This window comes from Bradyrhizobium sp. AUGA SZCCT0169, assembly GCF_018130085.1.
Classification (GTDB): Bacteria; Pseudomonadota; Alphaproteobacteria; order Rhizobiales; family Xanthobacteraceae; genus Bradyrhizobium.
On record NZ_JAFCMC010000019.1, the window covers coordinates 1 to 16,971 of the forward strand.

Sequence of the window (16,971 nt, forward strand, 5' to 3'; positions counted from 1 at the left end):
CATTGCGCAGGGAAGGCCGGGTGTTCACCGCTGCCCTGTATGCTCGTGTGCACTTTGTTTTGTGCAAACCGCACACGGGACCGCGGGTGCAGCGCGCACCCGGTCCTCCCTGCGCCCTCTTGATGAGAGGGCAAGGAATTTCTGGCAGAGCTCGGGCGCATCGCGTCGCGGGAATGCGAAGCCACGTTTGGATGATGGTCGCACAACAAACACCGCCGTCGTCCCGGCCTTGAGCCGGGACCCATACGCCGCGGCCCATCGGTGAGAACGCAAGTGTCAAATACCTTCTGCAACAATGAGCATCACGCGGTATGGGTCCCGGCTCAAGGCCGGGACGACGAGCAGAGAGCGTGAGCGCTATGGTGGACTGGCGCCTCTACCCGAAGTGCATGGCCCCAGACCCGCGGCGTGAATTGACTTTGCGGCTAGACCGGCGGCAAATGTGTTCAACGAACAAATCCGAGGAAAACACCATGGTTGACGCGCTGATCATCGACGCCTGCAGGACGCCGCGAGGCATTGGCAAGGCCGGCAAGGGCGCGCTCGCGGGCATTCATCCCCAGCAACTCGGCGCCACCGTGCTGCGGGCGTTGGCCGATCGCACCGGGATTAACACCGCTGACGTCGACGACATCATCTGGGGCACCAGTTCCCAGCGCGGAGCGCAGAGCGGCGACCTCGGTCGGATGTCGGCGCTGGATGCCGGCTATGACGTGCGCGCCAGCGGCGTGACGCTGGACCGGTTCTGTGGTTCCGGCATCACCAGCGTCAACATGGCGGCCAACGCCATCATGGCGGGCTCCGAGGATCTCGTGATCGCCGGCGGCACCGAGATGATGTCCATGGAGGGCCGCCGCGGCGAGGGGCCGTTCATGATGGACAATGGCAATCTTCGACTGCGCGCCCGGCACCCGCAGTCGCATCAGGGCGTCTGCGCCGATGCGGTGGCGACGCTGGAGGGTATTTCGCGTCAGGACGTCGATGAACTTGGTCTGGAGAGCCAGAAGCGGGCGGCCGCCGCCATTAAGGGCGGTCATTTCGACAGGAGCCTCGTGCCGGTTTTCCGCGAGGACGGCACCCTTGCGCTGGATCACGAGGAATATCCGCGCCCGCAGACCACGCTCGAAGGCCTTGCGGGACTGAAGCCCGCCTTTACCGCGGTGGCGGATTATCCGCTCGACGACAAGGGCACGACCTATCGTAACCTCATTCTGGACATGTACCCCGATCTCGACATCAACTTCATGCACCACGCCGGCAATTCCTCCGGCGTCGTCGACGGCTCGGCGGCAATTCTGCTGGCTTCACCGAATTATGCCAAGGCGCATGGCTTGAAGCCGCGGGCGCGCGTGGTCGCGATGGCGAACATGGGAGACTCTCCGACCTTGATGTTGAATGCGCCGGTGCCGGCGGCGCGCAAGGTATTGGCCAAGGCAGGTCTCACGCTCGATGATATCGATCTGTTCGAAATCAACGAGGCGTTCGCCGTCGTCGCCGAAAAATTCATCCGCGATCTCAAGCTCGACCGCGACAAGGTCAACGTCAATGGTGGCTCAATCGCGCTCGGTCACCCCATCGGCGCGACCGGTTCGATCCTGATCGGCACCGTTCTCGACGAACTCGAGCGGCGCGACCTCAGGCGCGGCCTGGTGACGATGTGCGCTGCCGGTGGCATGGCGCCTGCGATCATTATCGAGCGGGTCTAAAGCGTTTTCGAGCGAAGTGGATACCGGTTCGCGTGAAGAAAACGCGTCAATAATAAACTAAGCGGCAGGAAAATGCAGCTCGAACGCGACGTCCTTGTCTGATGGCAACAGCCGGATCGATCCGCCGTGACTTGCCATCACGGCTTGGACGATCGCTAACCCCATTCCGGTGCCACCGGTGTCGCGGCGGGTGGTGAAGAACGCGTCGAAGATCTTCTCCTGGTTGGCTTCCGATATCGGATCGCCGTCGTTGCTCACCGTCATCTTGACCGTGGCGCCTTCATCGACCGCCGCCAGCCGCACAATCCCAGCGTTGTGACGAATGGCGTTGTCGGTCAGATGCGAAAGGACGATGAGTGCCTTCTCACTGGACATGCCGATCGAACGTTCGAGACAGCCGGTGGCGTCGATCGCACGGGTGGGAAAACGGCTCTTCAGCCCACTGATGACCTGGCTCAATTCGGCGTGCTCGTTCTGCGGCACGGTCTCCGCGCGCGCCAGTTCGCGCAGCCGCTGCGTCATCGCTTCCAGGCGCTCGGTGTCGCCCAGAATATTCGATACGAAATTCTTCTGCTCCATCCGAGTGAGATTGTCGGTCTCGCTCTGCAGCGAATCCAGCAAGAGTTCTGCGGCGCCCTTGATCGAGGTCAGCGGCGACTTCAGTTCGTGGGTGAGATGCGACGAGAAGGTCGCGATGTAATCCGACCGCCTGGACAATTGCTCGGCCATGTCGAGAAAGCTGTGCGACAGCTGGGCAAACTCGCGGGTGCCGTAATGCGCCAGCGGCCGAAAGGCGTCGCGGTCGCCGCGACTGATACGGGCGGCGCGCTCGACCAGTTCGCGCATCGGACGGGTGATGGTGCGGGAAAACACCAGGCCGATGATCACGGTGGCGAAGATGACGGCGAAGCCGGCAAGAATGAACTTGCCGCGCTCCTGATAGAGATGGTCGAAGATGTTGCTGGGCGTCCTCGACAAGTAGATCACACCGGCGACGCGGTTGTTGACGACCACGGGCATGGCCGAAAATACGTGAACGCCGACGCCGCGGCTGAACGAGTAGATTGGCGGCGGGGGCTTGTCGGGGACCCTGATCCGCAACGCGGCGCGATACTGTCCCTGCAACGCCGTCGCCACCTCTTCGATATGCGCCAGCGACTGGCCGACTTCGTTGCGGCCGGCGATCACGACGCCGCGGGGATCGAGAATCCGGAAACCCGCCAGCGTGACCTTCTGCGTTTCCAGGATGATCGGCATCAGCCGGGCCCCGATCTCGACGTAAGCCTGAGATGCGGGAGCACCGGCCGGCAGCGCGTCGGGCCGTCGCCGCAGCAGGTCGGCGCCGGCGGCAAGGTCGAGTGCCGGCCGGATTGGCGTCATCTTGTCGTCCGCAACGGGGCGCGCTTCGGGCGGGAGTTCAGCGCCCAGGACGGCCCCGGCATTGAGGCGGGCTTCCACCTCCCGCGCATAGACCGCGGCCAACACCCGGCTTTGGGCAATCAGCTCGGCCTGGGTCTGGTGAATAAGCTGGTTGTCATAGAGCCGAAAGAAGAACAGTCCGACCAGAGGCAAGGCGGCCACCGCGGCCAACGCGGCAAAAATGATCATTCCGACCGACGGCCGCCATTTCTCGCCGGCCCGTGATGTCATGCGTGCGGCTCACATCGGCCGAGCTTGAAGCCAACGCCGTGGATGGTCTCGATGACATTGTCGCAATTCACCGCGGCCAGCTTGGCGCGGATATTGCGAATATGGCTGTCGATGGTGCGGTCCGACACCTGGATATTGAGCTGATAGGCGGCATTCATGATCTGCTCGCGGCTGAAGACCACCGATGGCCTGGTCAGAAAAGCCCTGAGGATTCCGAATTCGATGGCGGTCAGGCGAAGCGGTGTACCGGCGAACGCCGCAACATGCTGTTCCGGATCAACCAGCAGCCCGCCCTGGGAAAGCGCCGCCGTTGCCTTGGTGTCCGACCCACGCTGCGAGGTGCGGCGCAGGATGACATTCACCCGCGCGACGAGTTCGCGTGGGCTGAAAGGCTTGGTGACGTAATCGTCGCCGCCGATCTCAAGACCCAGCACACGGTCGATCTCTTCGTCGCGTGCCGAAAGAAACAGAATTGGAACGTCCGATGACTTACGGATCTCCCGGCAGACATCCAATCCATCGAATTCCGGCATGCCGATATCGAGAATCATGAGGTCCGGCCTGTCGGCGGCGAAGCGGGTCAAAGCTTCCTTGCCGTCCCGCGCCTCGAACACGGTCATCCCGGCCTTCCGGAGCGCGACCCGGATGACTTCGCGAATATGCAGGTCGTCATCGACGATGAGGATACGGTGTGTCAAACGTCTCTCCGGACAAAGGTCGTCGTCAACTTGCGGTCGAACTCTTCTGGGCGTCCAGAGTACGCTGGAGCCGCCAGCTCCGAAAACCCCAGGCGCGCCAGGAAGCCAAATCGTTGCGATGCTGTTCTACAAGGTAGTTGCGGCGGAAAACAAGGTTTGGATCGAAGCTGCGGAGGGCAATCGCCCTGTCGATGGCGGGCAAGGCCTGAGGGCCGAGGTGAAACAGATAGTTGATGTCGACCGTGAGACCCTTGCCCGAGACCTCGCGGCTATGATCGACATTGTAATTAGCGATGATGGCAGGGAAATTGACCAGCGAACAGACATAGAGCGTTGCGGTCAAAGTGATGAGGTTCGCGCGGATCAGCCAATCGTTCGAACGATTGAGCCTGATGCGGGCAACGATGAGCAACAGTCCGAACGCGACAAGCAGCATCCAGATGAAGGCAGCCACACGCCACCAAGTCAGCAGGTAAGTCTGCACATAGAGATCGAGCCGGAGGATGGATGACGCAACCAGCAGGACGTTCTGTGTGACCCAGAGATAGACCAGCGGGCGGATCACCTTCGACTGCTCGGCCGGGCCGCCGGGTCTCATCGCGATGAGTACGAATCCCGCAGCCAGCAACGCCGTGAGAATCAGCGGATAGGCGCCCCGATGCGCATAGGCCGCATAGCTGATATCGGCCGGCAGCGTCGCGTTGCCCCAGAGAAAGAACACGTCCAGAGCGGTTTGAACTGCAAACAGCAAGTTGAACAGGATCAGCGAACGCAGGATGGTCGCCAAACCGAAGAAGTCGACGTCATGAACCGGCTTCTCCTGCTCCTCGGTTGCTGCCACGGTCAGATCGGCCGGCACCTCGGACTTGCGGCGCCACCGGACGTGGATAAAGGGCCAAACGAGCGACAAAGCAGCCGCCCAAAAAAATAGCCGTCCCAGGCTGATATAGGAGGTGGCGCTGCCGGGGTTCAGCAAGCTGATCCATTTCTCAAGCAGCGGATTGGCCGATACGAACAGCAATACGAAAACGCCCCCGAGAACCACCGGAATGAGCCACACGGTGAAACCCGCCGTCAGCGCCGGGAGATTGAACGCGCTGATGGCGTCGCGGATCAATCTGAATGGACCGACCAGATAAAGGTCGCAGAGCGCGGCGGCTTGCTCGCCGACACCGGTCAATTTGCGATTCGTCGCCAGCGAGAGGCCAATGCCAATCGCCAGGACAATGAAGAAGAGCGAAGCGGCATTGAATTCTTCGACGGCCGGGATGAGGCTGGCGAGCACAAGGAGGCCCGCAAGCAGAGCCTGCGCCTTGTTCAACCTGTTGAAATTGGCGAGCAGCGCGCCGCCGGTTAGCGCAATGGCGAAGATAACAGCGGATATTCCGGTTCGCTGACCGTAGAACAACCAGTCGGCCAACGCCGCGAGAGCCAGAGCAACGGCCGGCTTGATTGGGAAAGTATTTTCGCGAACAGAGCCTGCATGGGGTGCCGGCGTGGAGAATTCAGCCATCGTTGCGCTGCCTGTCTGGAGGGAAAAACTGCAGACCAGCGCCGTCGAGGGAGGCTCACAGAGCCAACAACCATCATTGGCTAGACGTGGGGGAATCGACATTCGAGGGTCGTCACCGGTTTGCAAGACGAGCTATGCGCGGCCGTTGTGCAAATGCCGGGAAGGCCGTCTGCAAGACTTCAGGATTCTTATGCAGTTTCCGTGCAGCCACGCTTATGCGCTCGCGCAGCAATAACAAGTTTGATACGGCGATGGTCTCGCCTTTAACACGCACACAGCATCGTCCTTCATGCAAATCATCAAAAGTATCGGCGTCGGCCTGGTCTGGTTCGCGGGGCTGGCTTTCATTTTCGTCGCGGCGAACAAGAACGATCCTTATCTGATTGCGCTGCGAGGTACGGGTAACATCGTTCTTGCCGTGGTGAGCATTGGCGTTCTCGCCTGCCTGATCCGCAGCGGTTACTGGCGCGGGCGTGGGATCGCGGGAAAACTGCTGGTCCTGCTGTGGTGCCTGCCGCCGCTGTCAATGCTGTGCGCGCAAGCTTCTTTCGAGTTGCGCAAACGAAACGTTCTGCAGACCGACGTCGCGCAGGCGCGTAGCCTCGGCCAGCATTTCATGGTGGGGTATTCATCATTCCCTGAGGTGGCTGCTTTGGCTGAGAAAGGCCTGATCGCCGGCATCTACATCACCAAGCACAATGTACGAAGAGCACCGGAGACGCTGAAATCCGAAATCTCGGCGCTTCAGGAAAAACGACGTGCCGCCGGTCTGCCGCCATTGATTGTCGCCGCCGACCAGGAAGGCGGCATCGTCTCGCATCTGTCGCCGCCCTTGACCAAATTGCCTGCGCTCTCGACGCTGGCGGGCCTTCCGCCGGATATTCGCGCCGAGAAAGCGAAGGCGTTCGGGCGAACTCATGGACAGGAACTGGCGGCGCTTGGCGTCAACCTCAATTTGGCGCCGGTGCTGGATTTGCGGCCCGACGCGAAGCGTAACCGGTTCGATTTCAACACGCTGATCGGCCAGCGCGCGATTTCAGACGACCCGGCCATCGTGGCCGACATCGCCAGGTCCTATGTGCATGGGCTTGAGGCCTTTGGCGTCGGCGCGACCGTGAAGCACTTTCCGGGACTGGGTCGGGTTCGCGCCGATACCCATCACTTCAGTGCCAGTCTCGACACACCTCTGGCGGAACTTGAAGCGTCCGACTGGCGGCCGTTTCGGGATGTGCTGGCGGACTCCAGGGCGCAGTTAATGATCGGGCATGTGACGCTGACCGCTGTTGATCCCGACCGCGCGGCGTCGCATTCCCGGCTTGTGGTTGACGGCATCGTTCGCAAGATGTGGAATTATCAGGGCGTCATTATGACTGACGATCTGGTGATGGGCGCGATCTATCAGAACAATGTCTGCACAGCGGTGGTGGAAGCGCTCAATGCCGGCGTCGATCTGCTGCTGGTCGCCTTCGACGGTACGCAGTTTTATCGGATCTTTGCCTGCGCCAAGGAGGCATCTTCCAAAGGAAAACTCGATTCGGTAACGCTGCGCGACAGCGAGGCACGGCTGAAGCGCACGTTCCCGCTGGATTGAGGGTATCACCCCGTTGGTCAATATCGCGAGCCAAATGCAGGTTTGTAGTCCTGCCGCCTGGACCACGACGCGTAATAGGCAACGCCCGCCATGATCGCGATTCCGGCGATGCTGACCAGGAAATGCATGGCGAGCGAATTCGGTCCCGTGATCAGGAAGAAATGCCCTGCAAAGGAAAGGAAGACACCGGCACAGAAGACAGGCAACCATTCTTCCCCGCACTTCACGATCGGCCGCAGGGCTGGCCGTTGAAATCCATGCCAGTCTCTCGGGACCGCGAGCGAGAAGAGGAATGCAAGAGTGAGGAAATGAAGTACCCTGTAAGGGGCCAGATTTTCCTTTTCATTTGGAAGGAAGAAATTGAGCACGGCGTCAGGGACGATTCCAGCCAACTGCGGCACGTTTCCCGTTGCTGTCACGATCAACGCGAACAAGAGATAGAGCAAAGCCAGTATGCGGAGAATCGAAAGATCCTGGAACGAACGAATCGCCCGCATCTGCCTCGCGCTGCCCAACGCGAACCATGCGCCGAGCACGAACAGCAACTGCCAGGAGAACGGATTGAAATACCAGTGCCCGTCTGGAAATGAGGATAGATTCCAGTCGAATTTGCGGGCGGCGAGGTAAAGGACGATCGACCCGGCTGCCGTCACGTTCGGCCGGCGCAACATTCCGAACAGTACGAACGGAAAGAACACCATCAAAACGATGAAGAGCTGCAGCACATCGAGGTTGAGCGGCTTGGCCTGGAGCAGCAGGCCGTAAATCAATGTCCGGATCGTGTGGCCGAGGATTCCGGCGACATTGAATTCGTGGATGATTTCGGGCGCCGCCGATTTCCTGGCGACGTATCCGATCAAGTCGATATAGATCACGAACAGGACGACATAGGCGGCGTATAACTGCCATACGCGCCTGAAAATGCGGGTAGCGGTGACCAGGAAACCGCGCTCCAGCATCATTTTTCCATAGAGGATCGCGGCGGTATAGCCGCCGACAAACACGAACAGGTCGGTTGCGCCGCTGAATCCGAAATTCCGCAGGGTCAACACGCTGACCGCGTTATGCGGAATGTGATCCAGAAATATGAACCAGGCAGCGATACCAAGCAGCAGACTGAGCCGGGGATCGCCGTCGCGTGCGGCAATCTCGACCTTCATTGACGGAAACATGGAGCGTAAGAACTTTGCAAGCCGGAGAAAATCGAATCGGTTATGTAGCGCAATTGCGTGCGCCGGCCGAGTAGACTTTGCGTGAAGAATATTTAAGGAAGCCGGCGGCGATCAAAGCCCGTTAATGATCACATTATTTTGACGACGGAATAGGGGCGCGCGAGTTCAGACGGTTTCATGTTTTCGCAGGTCGCGTTGGTGGTCGAATTGGTCGGCCTGCAGATCGACGCTTGCCGCGGCAATATCGGGAAGCGCGGCTTCGTTCAGAATGTCGGCGGTGATGTCCTCGACGGAGGAATCGACGATTTCATGGACGAAGCTGATGTTCCTGTATTCACCCGACGCAATCCGCGAGATGACCTCGCGCCGGGTAATTTCAGGATCGACAATGGCTTCACGGCCGCGACGGCCGTAATCGATCATCACGACGAAATACTGCATGCTTGGCAATCTGTCAGTCACCCTGGAACGGATGACTACAGTATTTCTGAAAAACGGAAAAGTCAAGCAAAAGTTCGGAAAAGCAGCAACCAAGGCGAATTTGGCCCTGTTCCCGAAGGCCGGTCGGCCGAATCACCTGACGGCCTTAACCTTCCGAATCGCTCCCTTTCTCCGGCATCCCGTCCGCTATTTTGCCTTCCCGGCCTTGCGTGTCTTCGCAGCTGCCTTATTGCGCAGGCGTTCGATCTGGCCCCGCGGCAGGGTGACGCAGATCTCGCCGATCCATTCGAGTTTCACGCCCGTGATCGGCTTGGCGTTGAAGCTCTTGAGATTGACCAGAGGTGAGGACTTTCCTCGCTCGATCGTCTTCAAATAGCGCTCGCCGGTCTTCAGGCGCACGACAGCCTCTTCGCCGTAGAAGCTCGACAGCGGATGGCGCTGCTCGCGGAAAACCACGATAACGTCGCCATTTTCGTACTTTGGCAGCATGGAATCGCCTGCAACTTCAAAGGCGATGGTCTCTTCGGCCATCGGGAAGGGCAGTTCGACCTCGCCGAGGCCTTCCGGCGGCACCTGTTCGTGTTCCGGCTCGATCGTTGCGCCGGCGCCGACCCGGCCCATGATCGGCACCGAATTCAGCCCGAGATACTCCGTGATCGGACCGATCTCGGATGCCTTGATCAGCCGTATCCCGGACAGGATTTCCGAGACTGCGCCCGCACGAACCCCCATGGCCTCCGCCAAGCCCCCCTTGCTCTTGCCTGTCCTCTCAAGTGCCCGTTCGATCATTTTGACGTCCAGCATGGTTCTTCCTTTCCCGAATTTCGGAAACACTAGCAGTTACGATAACCAGAAATCAAGCTTGACTTTTCGTTCGGAATATCGGAAATAGATGGAGGCGTCGGGGCGGCGTTCAAAGAAACAGGAAATTCGGTAATGGAACCAACAGACTGGGCGCCCGAGCACTCGGGCGCGCTGCGGGAGCTGTTTGCCCTGCATTTGTCCTTTGCCCGGATCGCGGCAGCTATCAACAGGAAATTCAACACAGCTTACTCGCGCAATGCGGTGCTGAGCCGTGCCAAGCGGATGGGGCTCGCCTGGAACCATCGGACCGAATCGTCCCCATGCGGGCAGCCGCGGTTAGACCGGCCGGGCGAAATTCACCTGGTAAAGTCGACATCGCCCAGGTTTCCATGGCCGGTGCCACCGTTTAGAGGGACGAAGCCGGTCGAACTGCGTTGTGTCGGGATCGATCCGCGTCATCTTTCCCTGATCGAACTGGAACGCGGCGATTGCCGCTACCCTTACGGCGGGGACGAAGAGGGCGAAGCCATCACCTTCTGCGGTCATCCACGCCGGCCTGGCTCGAGTTACTGCACACCGCATTTTCATTTGAGCCGCGGCCCCGGCACGCCATCGGAACGCACGGCGTGCACTGTCTTGCTCAAGCTGGTTGAGACGGCATGAACAGCAACGCCAGGTTCTTCCGGGCGCAATCCAAATCCCACCGTCCCTGTAAGGAGATCATCCGATATGCCGAGAGCCAAACGGAACAAACCGTATAACCCTGCACAGGTACATGACCGGAAATCCCGGGATTTGCCACGCAACGCCGAGGTCGCGACCGTCGAGGTCGACAATCCCCTGGCGCTGGAGCCGGGTGAGAAGATCGTTACCCTGCGCTCCATCCGCAACGATCCGCTTGCCCGTCTGCATTCGCATCGCCAGATCGACGAGGCGCAGTACCAGGGCGGGCGGGCCTTTCAGAGCGATTGGGAGAGAGCCGAACGCGGCCCGCGCGCCGTCGATCCGACCAGGGAGTACGTGGATGGTGGGCAGATGCGGGAGCCGATCACGGAGGGGCAGCGCAAGGCCGTGCTGCGGCTCAATCGCGCCGAGCGCGAGCTGGGGGCCGATGGTTCGGCGCTGGTGCATGACGTCCTGGTTCACGGCTTGACCATGGAGCAGGTCGGGCAGAGGCGGGGATTGCGGACGCAGCGCTGGAAAGACTATTTCGCACGCCGATTCTGCGAATGCCTCGACCGGCTGGCGCTGATCTATGGGTTCGCGACAGCCAATCCGGCAAAAACGCCCCCGCGATGAAGGTTATTCCAGCCCAGCGCGGCGGAAACCTTCCAAATAATGCTCCCGATCCGCCTCGAGCTTCCAGGGCAGCTGCGTCGCGATCCAGGCCAGCGAGATGTTGGGCTGGGTCCGCCGCAGCTCCTCGAGCGCAGCTTTGGCGACGTCGATCTTCCCGGCCATGCCGGCGGCCACCGTCAGCACGCGGTAGGCGCCGCTGAGATCGCCGCGCTGGCGGGTCGCTTCGCGCGCGAGCGAAATCGCCTCGCCATAGTTCCTGCCGACGAACTGGGCGTAGGCGGCGACGCCGTAATAGATCGCGGACGAGGGATCCCGCGGGCTCTGGCGGATGGCGCGTTGCGCGGCTGCATGGGAGTCCTGCCATCGCCCGCAATAGGACAGCGCCAATGCGTAGTATCCTTGTGCCAGCGAGAAGTTCGGGTTGAGCTGCAGCGCCAGCTCAAATTCGGCCAGCGCGTGGTCGAGGCGACGTGTGGAGAAATAGACGCTGGCGAGCGCGGTATGCGCCCACGCATCCTCGCTGTCGGCAGCGATGGCTGCGAGCGCGGCGCGCTCGGCGATGGGTGCGACGGTCGTGATGTCCGCCCAGCCCAGATGCACGCCGAACATGTGGTTGGTGGCGATCAAGGCCAGCGCCTGGCCGTAATTCGGATCGATCGCAATCGCCTGTTCCAGGAGCGTCTGAGCGGCGGCGCTGTCCGTGCGCGTCACGCGCCAATGATGCGACAGCGCCCGCATAACAAGGTCCCACGCATCCACGCTGTTTGGTGGTTTGCGCCGGCTGCGGAAGTTTTCGGCGGCATAGATCTGCGGCTCGATCGCCGCGACGATGGCGTCGGTGATCTCGTCCTGCACGGCGAATACGTCGACCAGATCGCGGTCGTAATGCTCTGCCCAGACGTGGCTGCCGGTCGCAGTGTCGTTCAGCTGCGCGGTGATGCGCACGCGATCGCCGCTCTTGCGCACGCTGCCTTCAAGGACGTAGCGCACCCCCAGTTCGGCAGCGACCTGCTTCAGGTGCACCGCCTTGCCCTTGTAGGAAAACGACGAGTTGCGGGCGATGACGAAGAACCAGCGCAATTTCGACAACGCGGTGATGATGTCTTCGCTGATCCCGTCAGAGAAGTATTCCTGTTCCTGGTCGCCGCTCATGTTGTCGAACGGCAATACGGCAATCGCCGGTCGATCCGGTAACGGCAATGGCGCGGGGGCCGGTTCGGCAGCCATTTTCGCTGGCTCGGTGGTCGGATGAACGCCATTCACATGCTCGTTCACGGCTCCAACGAAGCGAAGACCCTTTCGCGCAATTGTCCGGATCAGCCGTTGCTCCTTGCCGCAGTCGCCGATGGCATTTCGGGCGGCGTTGATGCGGCTGTCGAGCGTTGAGTCCGACACGGTCCGACCGCCCCAAACCAGCGCGATGAGATCGTTCCGGCTGACGACGTGATCGCGATGCTTCAACAGATGAACCAGCAGGTCGAACACTTGCGGCTGCATCGCAACCAGCTCGCCGTCGCGGCGCAACTCGCGAAGATTGGTGTCCAGAGCGTACTTGTCGAAGTCAAATTTCACGTGCGTTGTCGCATCCATTCTCAACAAACGATCAAGTCCATCTCATGGAGAGATCAAGCGTCAGGCAAAGTCTTGTCGGCGTGTTTCAGCCATTCTGCAAAAACCGAAGTCGCGATCCCATTGCTCTCCACGGAGTTCATGTCATGTCCGAAGCCCGAGCCATTGGCTCAGTCATGCCGACAAATCGAATGCTCAAGTTCACTGCATTTCTGTTCGGCGCTGTGGCCTATTTCACATTTCTCTTCACGATTTTGTATGCGGTCGGGTTCGTATCGGACCTGGTCGTGCCGAAGGCCATCGATACCGGCGCGAATTCGCCCGTTTTTGAAGCAATCACCGTCAATCTCGCCTTGCTGTCGCTGATTGCCATTCAACACGGCGTGATGGCGCATAAGGGCCTTAAACCATGGTGGACGCAGTTTATCCCGAAACCGTTCGAGCACAGCACCTATGTGCTGTTCGCCAGCCTGACGCTCCTACTGCTGTTCTGGCAATGGCGGCCGATTCCGGCCGTCGTCTGGCAGACCGAAGAGCCCGAAATGGCCGCAACGATGGCCATATTGTCATTTGTCGGCTGGGTGATCGTGTTCACCAGCACGGTCGTGAGCAATCATTTGTTCGGACTGCATCAGGTCACCAACCGCCTGACCGGTCGGCAGGTGCCGCCACCGACCCTCCCGACGCCGCTGCTCTACAATATCGCGCGGCATCCGATCTATCTCGGCTTCATCATCGCGTTCTGGGCGGCCCCCACCATGAGCGTCGGACATCTGTTGTTCGCGGCGGTGACCACGGCCTACATCTTCATCGGGATATTGCTCGATGAGCGACCTCGTCGACGTGCTTGACGAGGACTATCTTCATTACAAACAGCGGGTATCGATGCTGTTCCAGTGGCGCAAATTGATCCGATTGGACCCTTCAATTGTCTGTAAGGAGACAGAGGCTATGAAGCATACGGGAAATTGTTTCTGTGGTGCGGTCGAAGTGCAGGTGACGGGTTCGCCGGAGGGCATGGGGTACTGCCATTGCAGCTCGTGCCGGTCGTGGTCCGGCGGGCCGGTGAATGCCTTTACGCTGTGGAAGCCGGAAGCGGTGGAGATCACTTCGGGCAAGCAGCACGTCGCGACATTCGAGAAGACACCGATGAGCCAACGCAAATACTGCGCGAAGTGTGGCGGGCATCTGATGACGAACCATCCTACGCTAGGGCTCGTCGACGTCTTCGCCGCGACGCTCCCGACGCTCCGCTTTACGCCGGGCGTGCATATCAATTATGCCGAGACCGTGCTGCCGATGCGTGATGGCTTACCCAAGCTGAAGGACTTTCCCGCCGAGTTGGGTGGTTCCGGTCAAGCCGTTCCCGAATGAGAGAATGAGCTTTCCATAACGGGAACGACGTGGCGAACCGGGTTCGCCGTGCAATCGCCTTGAAGCGTCGCCGCTCGATCCCTGGGTAGACCCGGATCGGGCGGCGTTCGCTTTTGGAGAGAGCTATGTGAGAGGCAGGTCCCGCCCTGCAAATTCGGGGTTTGGCGTTACCTATGGGCTTCCGGTAAAAGGCCTTGAAGCGCCTTTCGCGGCGATGGCTATCCGTTCCGCAAGGCAAAATAAAACGAGGAAATGCCCGACATGACTGCCAGACCGCAATTGCCGGAGCGCACGCCGCGCGCCAAGGGCGAACCGACCGCCCTCGATGGTCTGCTGGTCGTCGATTTCACCCGTGTTGTTGCAGGGCCCGCCTGTACGCAAACGCTGGCCGACTTTGGCGCCGAGGTGATCAAGATCGAAAATCCGGATGGCGGCGACGATACGCGTCATTATGAACATGCGGAAATCGGCGGCGAGAGTGCGGCCTTCCTCAGTCTCAACCGCAACAAGCGCGGAATTGCGCTCGATTTCACCAATCCGGCGGCGCTGGAGGTCGCGCGCGAACTGATCGCGAAAGCGGACGTCGTGGTGGAGAATTTCTCTGGCGGCGTGATGAAGAAGTTCGGCCTCGACTATGCATCCGTCGTTTCGACCAATCCGCGACTGATCTATTGCTCGATCTCGGCCTATGGCCGCAAGGGAGAGCTCGCCCTGCGCCCCGGGTTCGATCCGATCACACAGGCCGAAAGCGGTTTTATGTCGCTGAATGGCTTTCCGGATGCTCAGCCGGTACGAACCGGCCCGCCGATCGTGGACATGGCGACGGGAATGTCGGCGTGCAACGCGATTTTGCTGGCTCTGATCGCGCGCGACCGGCTCGGCCGTGGCCAGCAGGTTGAGGTGGCGTTGATCGACACCGCGGTAGCGATGACCGGCTTTTATGGCATGGCGTACCTGATCAGCGGCGAGAACCCTGGTCGTTTCGGTAATTCACCGAACGGCTCACCGACGGTCGGCGTGTATCAGGCCGCCGACGGGCCGCTCTATATGGCCTGTGCCAACGACCGGCTGTACCGCCGCCTTGTGACCGAAGTGCTGGAACGGCCCGACCTCGTAACCGACCCTGAGTTCGCCCATCGGAAAAACCGAACGGCCAACAAGGAAAAGCTGCGCGCCATCATTGCCGGCGTTTTTGCCAGCGACCGGCTCGAGAACTGGATGGCGAAGATGAAAAAGGCGAACATACCGGTCGGCTACCTGCGCACCGTGGAGGAGGGCTTCAACGCGCCGGAAGTGCGCGACCGCGATCGCCTCAGCCACATCCCGCATCCGACCGCTGGTTCAGTGCCCAACATCGAAACGCCGCTCAATATGAGCCTCACGCCGACGATCGATCCCGTCGCTGCGCCGCTGCTCGGCGAGCACACCAAGGAAGTGCTGCGCAAGACGCTGGGATACGATGACCGCCGTATCGCTGATTTGGCCGAGGCGGGGGCTTTCGGAAAGACCGGTAACACCGGCTGATCGGCCGGCTTTCGTTTCCAATCGTGTCTCCGGTGCGGGGGCTGATCCATTCGGACCGGTCCCGGCACCGCACATTTTCCGCCGACGCTCTCGACGCGCTGAATCGGGCCGTTTCGGCCGTTCAGTTCGGCTTGCTGCGCAGGTTGTTTTTTGGCATAGTTGCAACCTGTTCAGGCTCCGCGCGATCGATTTCCAGGCGAGCCATGCGAAGTATCAGGGTCGCCGTCGTCAGGCCGAGCCGTTCGGCTTCTTGCGCAGCAGTATCTACTTTCTGGGCCAAGCCCTCACGTTTACCTGGATATGCCATTCCTGTTCCTCTTCTAAGGTGCGAGATGAAAAATCCCACTTATGTTGCAGAGCTGCAGAAGAAACTCGGAGCTCCATCGAGCGAAACGATCGAAAGCCTGCGACTGTTGAAGGCTTTCGTGAAACTTCCGTCCGGTCAGCGTTCCGAAATCATCGAGCTGGTCGAACGGGTGGCGGCGGACCCCTTGTCTAACGATCCCTCATTGTCGTGACCCCCATTGCATGCGCGCCTTGCTTCAATTATTCGCCGCCGGTGGACGGGTCGCGATCGCGTAGACGGCGCCGCCCTCCAGCGCTTCGGATTGGTGGAGCGTGCCGGCGGGCAGGTGGATGGTATCGCCGGCGCCGACGATGCGCTCGCCGCCATCCCACGTGAAATTCAGCCGGCCGCTAATGATCACGAGGATTTCATCTACCGGATGGGTGTGAAAGCGATGCACCTTGCCCGCGGCGTCATGCTGCAATTCGATGCTGCCTTGCTCGGGGAGCAGGTTCAGGATGACGGGATCGATAGCGAACTCGGTTTTCTGACTTGCAATGATTTGGGTCATGCCGCTTGCTCCTTGTCTTCGATTTGAGACGGTTTGCTCTGCGCGAGCTTGGCGAAGGGACAGCCTCCTCCGGATTCGTTATCGTCATGCAGGAAGTATTGCTGGTACTCGCGCCCGTCGGCCGCACCGTAACGGCCGAGATGCGGTGAAGGGCTTGCATTGTCGTAGGGAATGAGCCGCTTGCGTACTTCGGCAAACGCGGCGTTGGTGGCCTTTTCGCTACCGAGGATCTTCTCGAACACCCATCGTGGCTGGAAGGTGAGCATGAAGGCGCTCGACCGGCGACTTTGCCGCATCACGTGTGCCGGCGTCGTGCACACCACGAAAATTGGCTCTCCGGCGAATGAGAACTCCCACATTGGATGATCGATCTGTTCGGGGATCTCCGCCGGCCATGGACTCTTGTCGAGCCGCGCCAACTGGTCGAGCGTCAGCCACATCTTGCGGTAATAGGCGTCAAGCGTCTGCACCGGGCGAGGTCGGGTGAATACGATCAACGAAGTGTTGGGACCGTACGATCTGGACTCGGAGACGTATTGTGCGAGTTGGACCCCTAGGATCTCGACGTCGTAGGGATCGAGGAACAGATAGCGCAACTGGTTCTGCCGATGGCCGGTCACGCCGAAAACACACGGAAAAGGTCTCGCCTCGCTGCTCATCTGGGCTTCGAATTCGGAGAACATGACGCTTTGCCAACTGCTCACCGCATACTTCGAAGCGACTTCCTCTTTTCTCAAAAATAAACGCTCCATAACGCCCCCTCTACGTTCAAT

Annotated in this window: 18 protein-coding genes; 8 read left to right on the forward strand and 10 right to left on the reverse strand. The window is 60.3% G+C overall.

Translation table 11 applies throughout. The annotated features are described in order from the left end of the window. The first annotated feature begins 473 nt into the window (after nucleotides 1–473). Complete coding sequence (locus JQ609_RS20915) at nucleotides 474–1,706, forward strand: acetyl-CoA C-acetyltransferase (RefSeq protein WP_212274791.1); 1,233 nt, start codon at nucleotides 474–476, stop codon at nucleotides 1,704–1,706. Nucleotides 1,707–1,763: 57 nt separating this feature from the next. Here JQ609_RS20915 and JQ609_RS20920 read toward each other — a convergent pair whose 3' ends face one another. Genes JQ609_RS20920 through JQ609_RS20930 form a run of 3 tightly spaced genes read right to left on the reverse strand, consistent with a single transcriptional unit; the run spans nucleotide 1,764 to nucleotide 5,567 of the window. Beyond that, on the reverse strand, nucleotides 1,764–3,356 hold the full coding sequence (locus JQ609_RS20920; RefSeq protein WP_212274792.1) for an ATP-binding protein: 1,593 nt from the start codon (nucleotides 3,354–3,356) through the stop codon (nucleotides 1,764–1,766). Continuing rightward, on the reverse strand, nucleotides 3,353–4,054 hold the full coding sequence (locus tag JQ609_RS20925) for a response regulator transcription factor (RefSeq protein WP_212274793.1): 702 nt from the start codon (nucleotides 4,052–4,054) through the stop codon (nucleotides 3,353–3,355). Before JQ609_RS20925 ends, JQ609_RS20920 begins: the two co-directional genes overlap by 4 nt. Before the next feature lie 25 nt (nucleotides 4,055–4,079). Continuing rightward, a complete protein-coding gene (locus JQ609_RS20930) occupies nucleotides 4,080–5,567 on the reverse strand; it encodes a DUF4173 domain-containing protein (RefSeq protein ID WP_212274794.1) in 1,488 nt (495 codons plus the stop codon). Nucleotides 5,568–5,856: 289 nt separating this feature from the next. Between JQ609_RS20930 and JQ609_RS20935 the strand changes: the two genes are divergently transcribed. Then, nucleotides 5,857–7,158: a glycoside hydrolase family 3 protein gene (locus JQ609_RS20935; protein ID WP_212274795.1), complete on the forward strand. Its 1,302-nt coding sequence runs from the start codon at nucleotides 5,857–5,859 to the stop codon at nucleotides 7,156–7,158. A gap of 17 nt (nucleotides 7,159–7,175) precedes the next feature. On the opposite strand, the gene JQ609_RS20940 is transcribed toward JQ609_RS20935, so the two are convergent. The 3 genes from JQ609_RS20940 to JQ609_RS20950 all read right to left on the reverse strand — a co-directional run bounded on the left by JQ609_RS20940 (nucleotide 7,176) and on the right by JQ609_RS20950 (nucleotide 9,575). Continuing rightward, on the reverse strand, nucleotides 7,176–8,330 hold the full coding sequence (locus tag JQ609_RS20940; protein ID WP_212210043.1) for an OpgC domain-containing protein: 1,155 nt from the start codon (nucleotides 8,328–8,330) through the stop codon (nucleotides 7,176–7,178). A 165-nt stretch (nucleotides 8,331–8,495) separates the two neighbouring features. Continuing rightward, entirely contained in the window at nucleotides 8,496–8,771 is a 276-nt protein-coding gene (locus JQ609_RS20945; RefSeq protein WP_212210044.1) for a hypothetical protein, read from the reverse strand. A 186-nt stretch (nucleotides 8,772–8,957) separates the two neighbouring features. Next, nucleotides 8,958–9,575: an XRE family transcriptional regulator gene (locus JQ609_RS20950; protein WP_212034764.1), complete on the reverse strand. Its 618-nt coding sequence runs from the start codon at nucleotides 9,573–9,575 to the stop codon at nucleotides 8,958–8,960. A gap of 132 nt (nucleotides 9,576–9,707) precedes the next feature. On the opposite strand from JQ609_RS20950, the gene JQ609_RS20955 reads away from it, so the two are divergent. Both JQ609_RS20955 and JQ609_RS20960 read left to right on the forward strand, forming a co-directional pair. Next, nucleotides 9,708–10,238, forward strand: coding sequence for a GcrA family cell cycle regulator (locus JQ609_RS20955; protein ID WP_212210045.1), 531 nt, complete (start codon nucleotides 9,708–9,710; stop codon nucleotides 10,236–10,238). Between the two features lie 66 nt (nucleotides 10,239–10,304). Then, on the forward strand, nucleotides 10,305–10,874 hold the full coding sequence (locus tag JQ609_RS20960) for a DUF6456 domain-containing protein (RefSeq protein ID WP_212274796.1): 570 nt from the start codon (nucleotides 10,305–10,307) through the stop codon (nucleotides 10,872–10,874). A gap of 3 nt (nucleotides 10,875–10,877) precedes the next feature. Here JQ609_RS20960 and JQ609_RS20965 read toward each other — a convergent pair whose 3' ends face one another. Continuing rightward, a complete protein-coding gene (locus tag JQ609_RS20965; RefSeq protein WP_212274797.1) occupies nucleotides 10,878–12,446 on the reverse strand; it encodes a winged helix-turn-helix domain-containing tetratricopeptide repeat protein in 1,569 nt (522 codons plus the stop codon). A 44-nt stretch (nucleotides 12,447–12,490) separates the two neighbouring features. Here JQ609_RS20965 and mddA point away from each other — a divergent pair, with 44 nt between their 5' ends. The 3 genes from mddA (at nucleotide 12,491) to JQ609_RS20980 (ending at nucleotide 15,341) form a co-directional block, all read left to right on the forward strand. Further along, nucleotides 12,491–13,294, forward strand: coding sequence for a methanethiol S-methyltransferase (gene mddA, locus JQ609_RS20970; protein WP_249128245.1), 804 nt, complete (start codon nucleotides 12,491–12,493; stop codon nucleotides 13,292–13,294). A 100-nt stretch (nucleotides 13,295–13,394) separates the two neighbouring features. Further along, nucleotides 13,395–13,817, forward strand: coding sequence for a GFA family protein (locus tag JQ609_RS20975; RefSeq protein WP_212210048.1), 423 nt, complete (start codon nucleotides 13,395–13,397; stop codon nucleotides 13,815–13,817). Between the two features lie 261 nt (nucleotides 13,818–14,078). Beyond that, nucleotides 14,079–15,341, forward strand: coding sequence for a CaiB/BaiF CoA-transferase family protein (locus tag JQ609_RS20980; RefSeq protein WP_212274798.1), 1,263 nt, complete (start codon nucleotides 14,079–14,081; stop codon nucleotides 15,339–15,341). 121 nt (nucleotides 15,342–15,462) lie between these two features. On the opposite strand, the gene JQ609_RS20985 is transcribed toward JQ609_RS20980, so the two are convergent. Beyond that, the gene (locus tag JQ609_RS20985) at nucleotides 15,463–15,648 is read right to left on the reverse strand and encodes a hypothetical protein (RefSeq protein WP_212210050.1); all 186 of its coding nucleotides are present in this window, start codon (nucleotides 15,646–15,648) and stop codon (nucleotides 15,463–15,465) included. A gap of 25 nt (nucleotides 15,649–15,673) precedes the next feature. Between JQ609_RS20985 and JQ609_RS20990 the strand changes: the two genes are divergently transcribed. After that, complete coding sequence (locus tag JQ609_RS20990; RefSeq protein ID WP_212210051.1) at nucleotides 15,674–15,859, forward strand: hypothetical protein; 186 nt, start codon at nucleotides 15,674–15,676, stop codon at nucleotides 15,857–15,859. A 24-nt stretch (nucleotides 15,860–15,883) separates the two neighbouring features. Here the strand turns inward: JQ609_RS20990 and JQ609_RS20995 are convergent, their stop codons facing one another. Both JQ609_RS20995 and JQ609_RS21000 read right to left on the reverse strand, forming a co-directional pair. Further along, a complete protein-coding gene (locus tag JQ609_RS20995) occupies nucleotides 15,884–16,198 on the reverse strand; it encodes a cupin domain-containing protein (RefSeq protein ID WP_212210052.1) in 315 nt (104 codons plus the stop codon). After that, nucleotides 16,195–16,950: a YqcI/YcgG family protein gene (locus JQ609_RS21000; protein ID WP_212274799.1), complete on the reverse strand. Its 756-nt coding sequence runs from the start codon at nucleotides 16,948–16,950 to the stop codon at nucleotides 16,195–16,197. Before JQ609_RS21000 ends, JQ609_RS20995 begins: the two co-directional genes overlap by 4 nt. Nucleotides 16,951–16,971 lie beyond the last annotated feature (21 nt).